At 69.5% G+C, this 13,903-nt stretch carries 13 protein-coding genes and 1 riboswitch; of the genes, 6 read left to right on the top strand and 7 right to left on the bottom strand.

The window, feature by feature from the left end:
* Positions 1-4: 4 nt before the first annotated feature.
* The 7 genes from ACIRVK_RS31250 to ACIRVK_RS31280 all read right to left on the bottom strand — a co-directional run bounded on the left by ACIRVK_RS31250 (position 5) and on the right by ACIRVK_RS31280 (position 7,816).
* On the bottom strand, positions 5-1,102 hold the full coding sequence (locus ACIRVK_RS31250) for an ABC transporter ATP-binding protein (protein ID WP_404252968.1): 1,098 nt from the start codon (positions 1,100-1,102) through the stop codon (positions 5-7).
* A complete protein-coding gene (locus tag ACIRVK_RS31255; protein ID WP_404252970.1) occupies positions 1,099-2,097 on the bottom strand; it encodes an ABC transporter permease in 999 nt (332 codons plus the stop codon). The genes ACIRVK_RS31250 and ACIRVK_RS31255 overlap by 4 nt, the downstream gene beginning before the upstream one ends.
* 111 nt (positions 2,098-2,208) lie before the next feature.
* A complete protein-coding gene (locus ACIRVK_RS31260) occupies positions 2,209-3,999 on the bottom strand; it encodes an ABC transporter substrate-binding protein (RefSeq protein ID WP_404252972.1) in 1,791 nt (596 codons plus the stop codon).
* Positions 4,000-4,070: 71 nt separating this feature from the next.
* The gene (locus ACIRVK_RS31265) at positions 4,071-5,078 is read right to left on the bottom strand and encodes an ABC transporter permease (RefSeq protein ID WP_404252974.1); all 1,008 of its coding nucleotides are present in this window, start codon (positions 5,076-5,078) and stop codon (positions 4,071-4,073) included.
* 318 nt (positions 5,079-5,396) lie between these two features.
* Positions 5,397-6,155 (bottom strand): enhanced serine sensitivity protein SseB C-terminal domain-containing protein, encoded by a 759-nt coding sequence (locus ACIRVK_RS31270; RefSeq protein WP_404253043.1) that lies wholly within the window; start codon positions 6,153-6,155, stop codon positions 5,397-5,399.
* Between the two features lie 146 nt (positions 6,156-6,301).
* Positions 6,302-7,096 carry an enhanced serine sensitivity protein SseB gene (locus ACIRVK_RS31275; RefSeq protein ID WP_404252976.1) on the bottom strand — a complete coding sequence of 265 codons (795 nt, stop codon included), beginning with the start codon at positions 7,094-7,096 and terminating at the stop codon, positions 6,302-6,304.
* Positions 7,097-7,141: 45 nt separating this feature from the next.
* Entirely contained in the window at positions 7,142-7,816 is a 675-nt protein-coding gene (locus ACIRVK_RS31280) for an AAA family ATPase (RefSeq protein ID WP_404252978.1), read from the bottom strand.
* A gap of 178 nt (positions 7,817-7,994) precedes the next feature.
* Positions 7,995-8,096: riboswitch (glycine riboswitch) on the top strand.
* A 152-nt stretch (positions 8,097-8,248) separates the two neighbouring features.
* Here ACIRVK_RS31280 and gcvT point away from each other — a divergent pair.
* The 6 genes from gcvT to ACIRVK_RS31310 all read left to right on the top strand — a co-directional run bounded on the left by gcvT (position 8,249) and on the right by ACIRVK_RS31310 (position 13,897).
* Complete coding sequence (gcvT, locus tag ACIRVK_RS31285; protein ID WP_404252980.1) at positions 8,249-9,367, top strand: glycine cleavage system aminomethyltransferase GcvT; 1,119 nt, start codon at positions 8,249-8,251, stop codon at positions 9,365-9,367.
* 116 nt (positions 9,368-9,483) lie between these two features.
* The gene (gene gcvH, locus ACIRVK_RS31290) at positions 9,484-9,861 is read left to right on the top strand and encodes a glycine cleavage system protein GcvH (protein WP_363186967.1); all 378 of its coding nucleotides are present in this window, start codon (positions 9,484-9,486) and stop codon (positions 9,859-9,861) included.
* Between the two features lie 14 nt (positions 9,862-9,875).
* Entirely contained in the window at positions 9,876-11,144 is a 1,269-nt protein-coding gene (glyA, locus tag ACIRVK_RS31295; RefSeq protein ID WP_404252983.1) for a serine hydroxymethyltransferase, read from the top strand.
* A 57-nt stretch (positions 11,145-11,201) separates the two neighbouring features.
* Positions 11,202-12,569 (top strand): L-serine ammonia-lyase, encoded by a 1,368-nt coding sequence (locus tag ACIRVK_RS31300; protein ID WP_404252985.1) that lies wholly within the window; start codon positions 11,202-11,204, stop codon positions 12,567-12,569.
* Between the two features lie 163 nt (positions 12,570-12,732).
* Positions 12,733-13,290, top strand: coding sequence for a glycoside hydrolase family 25 protein (locus tag ACIRVK_RS31305; protein WP_404252987.1), 558 nt, complete (start codon positions 12,733-12,735; stop codon positions 13,288-13,290).
* Between the two features lie 64 nt (positions 13,291-13,354).
* Complete coding sequence (locus tag ACIRVK_RS31310) at positions 13,355-13,897, top strand: MOSC domain-containing protein (RefSeq protein WP_404252989.1); 543 nt, start codon at positions 13,355-13,357, stop codon at positions 13,895-13,897.
* The last annotated feature ends 6 nt before the right edge of the window (positions 13,898-13,903 follow it).

A 13,903-nucleotide genomic window follows, 5' to 3' on the forward strand; every position in this document is an offset into this window, starting at 1 on the left:
TCGCTCACAGCTTCGGCGCAATCTCTTCGGTCCAGATACGCTCCCGCTGCTCCTGCGTCATGTGGCAGGCGGCCCAGTGCTGGCTGCCGACCTCGGTCAGCTCGGGGCGGACCGTGCGGGTGACGTTGTCCTTCGGGACGTCCGCGTACGGGCAGCGCGGGTTGAAGGCGCAGCCGGAGGGGACGTTGATCAGCGACGGCGGGGAGCCCTTGACCGGGATCAGGCGCTCCTGCTGCTCACGGTCGAGCCGGGGCATCGAGCCGAGCAGGCCCCAGGTGTAGGGGTGCCGGGGCTCGTAGAACACCTTGTCGGCCGGGCCGCGCTCCACGCAGCGGCCGCCGTACATCACCAGGATGTCGTCGGCCAACTCGGCGACGACGCCCAGGTCGTGGGTGATGATGATGACCGCGGAGCCGAACTCCTTCTGCAGGTCCCGGATCAGGTCGAGGATCTGCGCCTGGACGGTCACGTCCAGGGCGGTCGTCGGCTCGTCCGCGATCAGCAGCTCGGGGTTGTTGACCAGCGACATCGCGATCATCGCGCGCTGGCGCATACCGCCGGAGAACTCGTGCGGGTAGCTGTCCACCCGCCTGTCCGGCTGCGGGATGCCCACCCGGTCGAGCATCTCGACCGCGCGCTTCTTCGCGGTCTTCTTGTCGACGTCGTGGTGGATGCGGTACGCCTCCACGATCTGCTGGCCGATCGTGTAGTACGGGTGCAGCGCCGACAGCGGGTCCTGGAAGATCATCGCCATCTCGCGGCCGCGCAGCTTGCGGACCTCGTCCGGGTCGGCGGACAGCAGCTCGGTGCCGTCCAGCCAGATCTCGCCGGAGATCTGCGCCTTGCGCTTGCCGTACTGGCCCGCGGTGTGCAGGCCCATGATGCCGAGCGAGGTCACCGACTTGCCGGAGCCCGACTCGCCCACGATGCCGAGGGTCTTGCCCTTCTCCAGCTTGAAGGAGAGCCCGTCGACGGACTTGACCAGACCGTCGTCGGTCGGGAAGTGCACCTTCAGGTCGCGCACTTCCAGGAAGGACGTCGGGGCGGGAGAGGTGGACGTGGGCTCACCCACGGCCGCTCCGCTCTTGCTCAGTTCGGTCATGTGAGCCTCACTCGGGGGTCGATCACGGCGTACAGGATGTCCACCACGAGGTTGGCGATCAGCACCGCGAGAGAAGTGATCAGGGTGACGCCCAGGATGATGGGCAGGTCCTGGGTCTTGATGGCGTTGAGCACCGCCTGGCCGAGGCCGGGCAGGCTGAACGTCGTCTCGGTCAGGATCGCGCCGCCGATGAGGGCGCCGAGGTCCATGCCGAGCATGGTCAGGATGGGCGTCATCGTGGAGCGCATGGCGTGCTTGCCGATGACGACGGGCTCCGTGAGGCCCTTCGCGCGCGCCGTGCGGATGTAGTCCTCGCCGAGGATCTCCAGCATGGTGGCGCGGGTGATCCGGGCGTACATCGCCGCGTACAGGAACGCGAGGGTGACCCACGGCAGGATCATGCCGCCGAGCCAGCCGGAGAAGCTGTCGGTGAGCGGCACGTACTTGCCGTCGATCCAGCCGAGGCCGTAGCTGAAGATCGCGAGCGACAGCAGACCCGTGAAGTAGATCGGGAGGGACACACCACTGAGCGCGATGACCATCGCGCCGCGGTCCCACAGGCTGCCCCGCTTGAGCGCGGAGAGCACACCGGCCGCGACACCGAAGACCAGCCACAGCACGGCCGCACCGAGCGCCAGACCCAGGGTCACCGGGAAGCGGTCGGTGAGCACGGGCCAGACGTCCTGCTCGGTGCGGAAGGAGTAGCCGAAGCAGGGCGCGGCGCAGTGGGTGACATCGCCGCCGGCCGCGTAGGTGCGGCCCACGAAGATGCCCTTGAAGAAGTGCCAGACCTGAACGAAGATCGGGTCGCTCAGTCCCAGCTTCTCGCGCACCGCTGCCACCGACGCCGGGTCGGCCTGCTTGCCCACGAAGCTTGAGGCGATGTCCACGCCCGCCCACTTGGGGACGAGGAAGAAGATGCAGAAGACCACCAGGATGATGACCACCAGCATCACTGCGGCGGCGAAGAGCCGCCTGATGAGGTAAGCGAGCACAGCTAACGGCCCGCCGCAGGACCGCGGGCCGCCGGAGGTCGTCCGGTGGCCCACGGTCCCGCCGCGCCGGCCTTCACCTGCCTTTCGTGCCGTTCGGCGGGTGTGCCGGGATTACTTCGTGGACTTCAGACCGATGTTGACGAAGTCGTAGTAGCCGCTGTACGCGTTCGACGTGTAGACGTTGCCGATGCGCGAGGAACGGAAGTTCAGCAGCCGCTCGAAGGTGAAGGGCAGGTAGTACGCGCCCTCGCTCACCTTGTGGTTGATCTGCGTGGCGATCTGCGTCTTCTGCGCCTCGTCCTGCGTACCGATGTACTGGTCGAACAGGCCGTCGATCGCCGGGTCCTTGATCATGGCGAAGTTGTTGTTGCCGCTCTGCAGGATGTAGTGGCTGTCCCACAGCGGGATGCCGTAGCCCTGGACGGTCGGGAAGTCCGGACCCCAGCCCATGATGATGATGCCGAGCTTCTTCTTCGCCACGTTCGCGGGGGCACCGATGATGCCGGAGCTCTGCGAACCGTCGTACTGGTAGATGTCGGCGTTGATGCCGACCTTCTTCAGCGAGGCCTGCAGGGACGTGGCCGTGGCCACCTCCTGCGACTTGTTGTTGCGGACGGCGATGGTGGTGCTGAAGCCGTTCGGCTGACCACAGGCCTTGAGCTCCTGCTTGGCCAGGTCGACGTTGCCCGTCTTGTTGGCACCGGCGATGCCGTACGGGTCGTACTTCTGGCCCTCGCCACCGGCGACCGACGGCGGGAGCATGTTGGTGCCGATGTCACCACCGGCGATCGGGCCACCGCGGGCGGTCTGGATCGACACGTGGTCGGCGGCGTAGATCACGGCCTTGCGGCAGTGGACGTTGTCGAACGGCTTGACCGTCTGCGGGAAGACCGCGTAGCGGATGAAGCCGGAGACCGGGTTGTCCAGGTTGTCCTTGTGCTGCTTCAGGGCGATCTGACGCGCCTGGGGGCCGAGGCCCGTCTGGCTGGCGTCGATGTCGTAGTCGCCGTTGATCAGACGCTGGTCGGAGTCGTTCTGGTTGGACGAGATGTCCAGCGTGATCTGGTCCGGGTACGCCTTGCGGACCGGGTCCGAGGACGCCTTCCAGTTGGTGTTGCGGACCAGCACCAGGCCCTTGCCCGGGCTGTACGACTGGAACTTGTACGGGCCGGAGGAGAAGGGGTGCAGGGTGTACTTGGCCTTGGTGTCCTTGTCCTGGCGGACCGGGGACGCCGTGACCATCGCCAGCACCTCGGGGAAGTCCGAGTTCGCCTTCGGCAGGTGGAAGACGATCGTCTTGGCGTCGGGCGTGGAGATCGCCTTCAGGCCGAGCTTGTCCGGCGAGGTGTCCTTGTAGGGACCCTTGTAGGTGTTGTTCGGGTCGAGCATCTGCTGGAGGTAGATCGGACCGCCGGACAGCACGTCCTGCGCCCAGACACGCTCGATGCCGTACTTGATGTCCTGGGAGGTGATCGGCTTGCCGTCCTCCCAGGTGCTCCCGTCGCGCAGCGTGAACGTGTAGGTCTTGCCGCCGTCGGTGACCTTGCCCATGTCGGTGGCGAGATCCGGGGTGAGCTTGGCACCCTCGGCGCCCGGCGCCGTCTTGTAGGTCAGCAGCTGGCGGCTGTAGTAGCGCGCGAAGTCCCACATGAAGCCGTAGTAGCCACGCGTGGTGTCCCAGAAGTCGGCGTCCTGGGTGGACACGTACTTCAGCGTGCCGCCCTTCTTGACCTGGTCGGCCTGGGCGACCTTGTTGTTCGCGGCGTCGAAGCCGGCCGCGCCGGACGACGAGCCCCCGCTGCCGCTGCCGCCGCCGCACGCTGCCAAGGTCAGCAGCCCGGCGACCGCGGCAGCAGCGGCCAGCGCCTGCTTACGCCGCCCTGAGGTGCGTTGGGTAGTCACGATCTCGGATCCTCCGGATTTGATGAGAGACCCCGTGTTGGAGCCACGGGACGCTTGTGCGGTACGGCGGTTCAGCGGGAGCCCTTCGGGTCGAGCGCGTCCCGCACGCCGTCGCCGAAGAGGTTGAATGCCAGAACGGTGATGAAGATCGCTACGCCGGGGACGATCATGTACATGGGGTCCGAGTCGTAGTAGTCGATCGCGGTGGACAGCATCTGCCCCCAGGACGACGTGGGCGGCTTGACGCCCACACCCAGGAAGCTGAGCGCGGCCTCGGTGAGGATGTTGGTGGGGATCATCATCGTCGTGTAGACGATGATCGGGGCGACGAGGTTGGGCAGCAGTTCCTTGAACAGGATGTAGAACCGCCCGGCGCCCAGGGACCTGGCCGCCTCGACGTACTCCCGCTCACGCATCGAGAGGGTCTGGCCGCGCACCACGCGTCCGATGTAGGGCCAGCCGAAGAAACCGATGACCAGGATCATCACGAACACGCGCACGTTGGACCCGGTCAGGCCGAGCATCTTGTCCGGCATGACGGAGACCAGCGCGATGATGAAGAGCAGCTGCGGGAAGGCCAGCAGACCGTCCATGATCCGGCTGATGACCGAGTCGACCCAGCCGCCGAAGAAGCCCGCCAGGATGCCCAGGACGGTGCCGAGCACGACGGCCACGATCGCGGACAGGAAGCCGACCAGGAGCGAGATCCGGGCGCCGTAGAGGATGCGGGCGAAGATGTCGCGGCCGTTGACGGGCTCGACGCCCAGCCAGTGGGTGCCGCTGACGCCGCCGAGCGACCCCTTGGGGGTGCTGAAGAGCGGGTCGATCAGGGACTCGTGGTAGGCGTCGGGGTCCTGGCCGTAGAGGCTGGCGATCACCGGTGCGAGCAGCGCGACCACGATGAGGAGGAGCACCACGATGCCGCCCGTGAGGGCCAGCTTGTCCCGTTTCAGGCGCTCCCAGGCGATCCGCCCCAGGGAACGTCCCTGTACGGCCTTCTCGCCGGCCGCGGCGGCAGCCGCTTCCTCGGCCGCGCTCGGGGCCGCTTCCGCGGTCGGCTCGTGCAATGGTGCCGTCATCTGGCAGGGACCCCTCTTCGATATTCAACCGGCGGTAGCCGGCTCGCACTTGCCGCTGTGGCGGCGGTGTTCCGTCCTTCGTACACGGGGACGAAGTCCCCTGGAGCGGGAGTCTTCAACGCTTTGGCGATCTGTTGCCAGACTTGGCGGCGAAAGGATGCGTAAACGTGATGCGGGCTGCAGGGTTCCGTTATCCGGACAGTGGGTAACGGGGGTCGGACGTGGGCTTTTCGGACATTCGGCACATCAAAGGATCTTACGGCGCTATCTACGCGCGGAGACCTTCGGTGGGTCCGGTCTGGACCATGAGCCGCGTGTTCAGTATGCGCCGCGCGCCGGCGGATAGCCGTATCCGCCTGCCGGAGCCTGAGCGGGCGCGGGCGCGTGGGCCTCGCGGTCGTAGAAAGGGCGGGCACTCGCCCGCATCCACAGCGCGACGGGATCGTAGTCATCCGACATCGCGACGGTGGACACCGGCAGGCCGTCCGGGACCGCGCCGACGGACTGCTGCATCATCGCCCGCACCGAGTCGACGGCGGGCGGGCTGGTGTCGTACACGTCGAGGCCGATGGCGAGGTACGGCGCCCCGAGCGCCGGCTGCACCCAGGCACGGCGCAGCGAGCGGACGGCCGGGGTGCGGTGGGCGTTCTGCGTGAGCAGGGCGTAGAACTGCGGGACCTCGATGGTGGGTTCCGACAGGCGCAGCGGGCCGGCCGGCTGGCGCTCCAGACCGGTGGCGATGCGGCGCAGGTCCGGCCACGGGATGCCGACACCGCCGCCCGGGGCGTGCGGGTTGAGCCAGAGGCCGAAGTGGTCCGGGTAGAGGGTGCGGGCCACGTCGAGACCGTCGACCACTTCGTACGACCGGTTCCAGCCACTGGCGCTCAGCTCCTGGGCCGAGGTGACGCAGGGGGCGTAGCCGTGGCCGTCCACTTCCATGTTTCCGTACTGGGCGTCCGGGGAGCCTGCCTGGCCGTGCCACAGCAGCATCCAGACCTGGCCGGAACCGGGGGTCGCGAGCGCCCTGAGCAGGGCCTCGTAGGCGTCGTAGCGCCCGGGCGTCACCTGGCGCAGCATGTGCTCGACGCTGCCGCTGAGGCTCGCGCTCACCTGACGTACCGCCCCTTCGAAGAGTTGCCCCGCAGTGGGTGACAGCTAATGGGTGACAGCTTAAGCGCCCGGCAGCCAGGGAACCGTTGTGCGTGCGTGGCCTCGGGTGCTGTTCAGAAGTGGTGCCTCGTATAGAAAGGGCGTACCCGGTCCCGCATCCAGATCGCCACCGGGTCGTCCGTCACGTCCAGGAGGACCAGGTTGACCGGCCACTGGGTGGGGATCCTGGTCACCGCACGGCTCAGGGCCTCGAGCGGCAGGGCCCTCAGGTCGCCCTCCCGCTGGGAGAGTTCGACGCCTATGAACATCACCGGGTCCGCGGTCTCGATGGCGGCGAGGCAGCGGCGGGCGGTGAGGACCACGCCGGTGGCGGTGAACTCCTCGGACGCGGCGGCGAGGAAGTCGATCGGGTCGTCCTGCCAGTCCGGTTCGTAGAGCTTGACGCGGCCACCGGAGGCGGGGCCGTCCAGGGCGGTGCGGCCGGCCCGGCACAGTTCGGCGACCGCGGCGGGCGGCAGCGGGACGCCGAGCACGCCGTCGGGGTTGATCGCCAGCCCCACCTGCGGGGGCAGCCCGCGGGCGAACTCGACGGCCGGGGCGATGGTGTACGCCATGTGGCTGCCGACGACCTGGCGGAACTGTTCCTCGGAGCTGAAGACCGGGACGTAGGCCTGGCCCTCGAGTTCCAGCGTGGGCAGGTCGAGGGGGCCGCTGTCCAGGCCGCCGCCGTTGGGCAGCGGGATCCACAGGAAGCTGCGGCCGAGCACCTCGATGATCCGGCCGCCCGCGGAGGGGACGCCGAGGGAGGCCGACAGCACCTCCTCCAGCTCGTTGCCGGGCCAGCCGCCGTGCGGATGGGGGTGCGCCTGCATGGGAAAGTCCGCGGGAAGGTCCGCTGGGAAGTCCATCTGTGTCCGACCGCCTGCCGAGAACAACTGCTGAGGCTGGAAAGGCTAGCGGGTGGGACCGACATGCGGACGTCCCGTGAAGCCGATCCTGCCGAGGACGTCCGCCGCGGCCCGGTCGAGCAGCACCACCGAGCCGACGCCGGGGGGCGGTTCGCCCTGCTCCACCGAGCGGATCAGGCGGGCGGCCGCCGTGCGGTGGCGCAGGAAGGCGTAGCGGGAGACGCCCCGGCCGCGCTCGCGCTGGCCCGCCAGCGCCCTGGCCGGGGTGACGTCCAGGAGCAGCAGGTGCAGGGTGCCGCCGCGGCGGCGGGCCGCGCGGGCCAGCCAGTCCCGGACCCAGGCGTGGGTGCCGCAGTCGTGCACCATGACGCCCTCGCCGCCGCGCAGGGCCCGGCGCAGACCCGCGTAGTGGGCCAGGCGGACCAGCGGCCGGTAGACCGCGTACGGCAGGAAGCCCGGCATGCGACCCTCCCAGCGGTCGCGGGCGTCCTGGGAGTCGACCCGGACGCCGTTCACCGCGCGGGCCATCAGCGTGGACTTGCCGCTGCCGGGCAGGCCGGTGACGACGACGAGGTCGCGGGGGCCGAAGAGCAGGGCGTGGGGGCTGTGCCCGGCGCGGTCGCGAAGGTCACGGACCACCGGTGCCGGGAACTCGTCGCACCGCTCGCGGGCCGAGGCCGCGGGCTGCCGGGGCAGTGCGTACGCCGTGGTCCTGTTCACCGTGATCGTCCTCCCTGCGGGGTCAGTCAAGGTTCTCCCCACCACATGTAAAGGGACGGTAATGCACGGTGTCTCGCGGTTACGTTCGTTTCCGGCCACAGGGCTGTCACAAAGGAGCGGCCTGCCGCGAGCGGACGAGGCGTGCAATGATGTGCGCGCCAACTGCATACCGGCCGTTTGAATCCGCGCGGGAGAGTCCCCAGTACGTCTGCGTCACTGGGGCGCCGAAGGAGCAAGTCCCTCCCTTGAATCTCTCAGGCCCCGTTACCGCGCGGGCGAGGCACATCTGAAAAGCGGGCCGCCGTGCGCGGTGGCCCCACCCACGGTGCAAGCCATGTCCGGTGCGGTCATGGCGAACCTCTCAGGTTCCGATGACAGATGGGGAGGAACGACCTCGCCCCGTCCCGTCATGCCCTGGGAGACGACCGCCCGATGAGCAGCACCGAACTCCGCCGCACCGCGCTCGACGCCCTGCATCGCTCGCTCGGCGCGACGATGACCGACTTCGCCGGCTGGGACATGCCGCTGCGCTACGGCTCCGAACGCGACGAGCACCTCGCCGTGCGCACCCGGGCCGGCCTCTTCGACCTCTCCCACATGGGCGAGATCACCGTCACCGGCCCGCAGGCGGCCGCCCTGCTGAATCACGCCCTGGTCGGGAACATCGCCTCCGTCGGCGTCGGCCGCGCCCGCTACACCATGATCTGCCGGGCCGACGGCGGCATCCTGGACGACCTGATCGTCTACCGGCTCGCCGAGAGCGAGTACCTGGTCGTCGCCAACGCCTCCAACGCCCAGGTCGTGCTGGACGCGCTGACCGAGCGCGCGGCCGGCTTCGACGCCGAGGTCCGCGACGACCGGGACGCCTACGCGCTGATCGCCGTCCAGGGCCCCGAGTCGCCCGGCATCCTGGCCTCCCTCACCGACGCCGACCTCGACGGCCTCAAGTACTACGCCGGCCTGCCCGGCACCGTCGCGGGCGTCCCCGCGCTGATCGCGCGCACCGGGTACACCGGCGAGGACGGCTTCGAGCTCTTCGTGAAGCCGGAGCACGCCGTCGAGCTGTGGCAGGCGCTGACCAAGGCCGGCGAGGCGGCGGGCCTGGTCCCCTGCGGGCTGTCCTGCCGGGACACGCTGCGCCTGGAGGCGGGCATGCCGCTGTACGGGCACGAGCTGAGCACGGAGCTGACGCCCTTCGACGCCGGGCTCGGCCGGGTGGTGAAGTTCGAGAAGGAGGGCGACTTCGTGGGCCGCGAGGCGCTCGCCGCGGCCGCCGCCCGCGCCCAGGAGAACCCGCCGCGCGTCCTGGTCGGCCTGGTCGCCGAGGGCCGCCGGGTCCCGCGCGCCGGGTACCCCGTCGTGGCCGGCGGCGAGGTGATCGGCGAGGTCACCTCCGGCGCCCCCTCCCCCACGCTGGGCAAGCCGATCGCCATGGCGTACGTCGACGCCGCGCACGCGGCCGTGGGCACACCGGGTGTCAGTGTGGACATCCGCGGCAGCCACGAGCCGTACGAGGTCGTGGCGCTGCCCTTCTACCAGCGCCAGAAGTAGAGACTGGGCGGGGCACCCCCCACCGGGGCGCGACCCCGCGCACAGGTCCGCTGCTCACGCGTGTTCCAGCAGTCCCTCATTCATCACCACTCCCCGTGTACAGGAGAATTCAGGCCATGAGCAACCCCCAGCAGCTGCGCTACAGCAAGGAGCACGAGTGGCTGTCGGCCGCCGAGGACGGCGTCTCGACGGTCGGCATCACCGAGTTCGCGGCCAACGCGCTCGGCGACGTCGTCTACGCCCAGCTTCCCGAGGTGGGCTCCGCGGTGACCGCGGGCGAGACCTGCGGCGAGCTGGAGTCGACCAAGTCGGTCAGCGACCTGTACTCCCCCGTCACCGGTGAGGTCACCGAGATCAACGAGGACGTGGTGAACGACCCCTCGCTGGTCAACTCGGCTCCCTTCGAGGGCGGTTGGCTCTTCAAGGTGCGCGTCACCGAGGAGCCGACCGACCTGCTCTCCGCCGACGAGTACACCGCCCAGAACGCCGGCTGAGGAGCCGTAGACGCATGTCCTCACTGAACACGTCCCTGCACGAGCTCGACCCGGAGATCGCCGCCGCGGTCGACGCCGAGCTCGCGCGCCAGCAGTCCACCCTCGAGATGATCGCCTCGGAGAACTTCGCTCCGCTCGCGGTCATGGAGGCGCAGGGCTCGGTCCTGACCAACAAGTACGCGGAGGGCTACCCGGGCCGCCGCTACTACGGCGGCTGCGAGCACGTCGACGTCGCCGAGCAGATCGCCATCGACCGGGTCAAGGAGCTGTTCGGCGCCGAGTACGCCAACGTCCAGCCGCACTCGGGCGCCTCCGCCAACCAGGCCGCCCTGTTCGCGCTGGCCCAGCCCGGCGACACCATCCTCGGGCTCGACCTGGCGCACGGCGGCCACCTCACCCACGGGATGCGGCTGAACTTCTCCGGCAAGCAGTTCGACGTGGTCGCCTACCACGTGGACGCGCAGACCGGACTGGTCGACATGGCCGAGCTGGAGAAGCTGGCCAGGGAGCACCGGCCGAAGGTGATCATCGCCGGCTGGTCGGCGTACCCGCGGCAGCTGGACTTCGCCGAGTTCCGCCGGATCGCGGACGAGGTCGGCGCGTACCTGTGGGTCGACATGGCGCACTTCGCGGGGCTGGTGGCGGCCGGGCTGCACGAGAACCCGGTGCCGTACGCCGACGTCGTCACCTCCACCACCCACAAGACGCTCGGCGGTCCGCGCGGCGGGATCATCCTGGCCCGCAGCAAGGACTTCGCGAAGAAGCTGAACTCCTCCGTCTTCCCCGGCTTCCAGGGCGGCCCCCTGGAGCACGTGATCGCGGCGAAGGCGGTGTCCTTCAAGGTCGCGGCGAGCGAGGAGTTCAAGGAGCGCCAGCGGCGTACGGTGGACGGTGCGCGCATCCTCGCCGAGCGGCTGACGGCGGCCGACGCCCACGCGGCCGGGGTGAACGTCCTGTCCGGCGGCACGGACGTGCACCTCGTCCTCGTCGACCTGCGCGCGTCCGAACTGGACGGACAGCAGGCGGAGGACCGGCTCCACGAGGTCGGCATCACGGTCAACCGCAACGCCGTCCCGAACGACCCGCGCCCGCCGATGGTGACGTCGGGGCTGCGGATCGGTACGCCGGCCCTGGCGACCCGCGGCTTCACGGCCGAGGACTTCGCCGAGGTCGCGGACGTCATCGCCGAGACGCTGAAACCGTCGTTCGACGGGGAGGCGTTGAAGGCCCGGGTCAAGGCCCTGGCCGACAAGCACCCGCTGTACCCCGGCCTGAACAAGTAAGCCCCGGTGGGGCGCCCTTCGCCGGGTGCCCCACCTCCCCCGCACCAAGGAGTCCCCGTGGCCATATCGGTCTTCGACCTGTTCTCGATCGGCATCGGCCCGTCCAGCTCCCACACGGTCGGCCCGATGCGCGCTGCACGCATGTTCGCCCGGCGGCTGCGCAACGAGGGCCTGCTGCCCTCCGTCGCCTCGGTGCGCTGCGAGCTGTACGGCTCGCTCGGCGCGACCGGCCACGGCCACGGCACCCCCAAGGCGGTGCTGCTCGGCCTGGAGGGCGCCTCGCCGCGCACGGTGGACGTGGAGACGGCCGACGAGCGGGTGGAGTCGATCAGGGCCGCGGGGCTGCTGAAGCTGCTCGGCAGGCACGAGATCCCCTTCTCCTTCGACGAGGACCTGGTGCTGCACCGCCGCAAGGCGCTCCCGTACCACGCCAACGGCATGACGGTATGGGCGTACGACGCCTCCGGCACCGAGCTGCTGTCGAAGACGTACTACTCGGTGGGCGGCGGGTTCGTCGTCGACGAGGACGCGGTCGGCGCGGACCGCATCAAGCTGGACGACACGGTGCTGAAGTACCCCTTCCGCACCGGCGACGAGCTGCTGCGCCTGACCAACGAGACGGGCCTGTCCATCTCCTCGCTGATGATGGAGAACGAGCGCGCCTGGCGCACGGAGGACGAGATCCGCGCCGGGCTGCTGGAGATCTGGCGGGTCATGCAGGCGTGCGTGTCCCGAGGCATGTCCCGCGAGGGCATCCTGCCGGGCGGGCTGCGGGTCCGTCGCCGGGCAGCGGTCTCCGCACGCCAACTCCGGGCGGAGGGCGACCCGCTGGCGCACGCCATGGAGTGGATCACGCTCTACGCGATGGCCGTGAACGAGGAGAACGCGGCGGGCGGGCGGGTCGTCACCGCCCCGACCAACGGCGCGGCCGGCATCATCCCCGCCGTCCTGCACTACTACATCAACTTCGTGCCGGGCGCCGACGAGGACGGAGTCGTCCGCTTCCTGCTCGCCGCGGGCGCCATCGGCATGCTCTTCAAGGAGAACGCGTCCATCTCCGGCGCCGAGGTCGGCTGCCAGGGCGAGGTCGGCTCCGCCTGCTCGATGGCGGCGGGCGCCCTGGCCGAGGTCCTCGGCGGCTCGCCCGAACAGGTCGAGAACGCGGCGGAGATCGGCATGGAGCACAACCTCGGCCTCACCTGCGACCCCGTCGGCGGCCTCGTCCAGATCCCCTGCATCGAACGCAACGGCATGGCCGCGGTGAAGGCGGTCACAGCGGCGAAGATGGCGATGCGCGGCGACGGCTCGCACAAGGTGTCCCTGGACAAGGTCATCAAGACGATGAAGGACACGGGCGCCGACATGTCGGTGAAGTACAAGGAGACGGCGCGGGGCGGGCTCGCGGTGAACATCATCGAGTGCTAGGGGGTGTTTTGAAGGTCCAGTGCGGTGCCCGCGATGTTCGGTGCGTGGCCTCGGCGTGCCGGACGAAGGTCCTAGGCGAACGGGGCTTGCTCGGGGTTGCCGTCCTAAGGTATTGGGTGCCTTCAACTCCTGTCCCCACGACGGAACTTCAGGGAGTCCCCCCATGCTGCACGGGATCGACGTCAGCGCGTACCAGTCCGCCTCGTACGGAACGGACGGCCTGTCCTTCGCCTTCGTCAAGGCGACCGAGGGCCGTTCGTACGTCAATCCGAGACTGGCCGCCCAGACGAGGACGGCCCGCGAGGCCGGCCTGGTCGTCGGCTTCTACCACTTTCTGTGGCCCGGCGACCTCGACGCCCAGGCCGAGTACTTCGTCACGCACGCCCCCGAGAAGGCGGGCGACGTCCTCGCCGTGGACTGGGAGACGACCAGTTCCGGGACGCACGCGAGCAACGCGGAGAAGGACCACTTCATCCGCAAGGTGAAGCAGCTCCGGCCGCACAACCGGGTGATCCTCTACACCAACCGCGACTTCTGGCTGAACATCGACACCACGTCGTACGCCGGCGACGGCCTGTGGATCGCCGACTACGTGACGGCGGGCAAGCCCCGCATCAAGGCCTCCTGGCGCTTCCACCAGTACACGAGCGAACCGCACGACATGGATGTCGCGAACTTCGCCGACAAGGCCGCGCTGACGAAATGGGCACAGGTGGGCTGAGCCGCCGACGTAGGCTCCGAACAGGGACGCGGTGGCGTCGCGGGGCAGAGGGGAGCTTCTCGTCATGGGTGGGTCGGTCAGCGCGGTCAGCAGCAACGGCACGTACTCGTTCACCAAGCCGAACCGGGAGAGCGTCAGGCTGCTCGAAGGGCTCGGGGTGGAGGGGGACGTGCACGCCGGGACGACGGTGAAGCACCGGTCTCGGGTGGCCAGGGACCCCTCGCAGCCGAACCTGCGGCAGGTGCACCTCATCCACGAGGAGTTGTTCGAGGAGGTCCGGGAGGCCGGGTTCGCGGTCGCGCCCGGGGAGCTCGGGGAGAACGTGACCACTCGGGGGATCGACCTGCTGGGGCTGCCGGTCGGGACCCTGCTGCGGCTCGGCGACGAGGCCGTCGTCGAGGTGACCGGGCTGCGCAACCCCTGTCTGCAGATCGACAACTTCCAGGGCGGCCTGCTGAAGCAGGTCGTGGGCCGGGACGCCGACGGTTCGCTGCGGCGCAGGGCCGGGATCATGAGCGTGGTCGTGAGGGGTGGCGTGGTGCGGCCCGGGGATCCGGTGGAGGTGGAACTGCCGGACGGGCCGCACCGGCCACTCGGGGTGGTCTGAGCTACG

The sequence above is a fragment of the Streptomyces sp. NPDC101152 genome (genome assembly GCF_044768275.1).
Classification (GTDB): Bacteria; Actinomycetota; Actinomycetes; order Streptomycetales; family Streptomycetaceae; genus Streptomyces.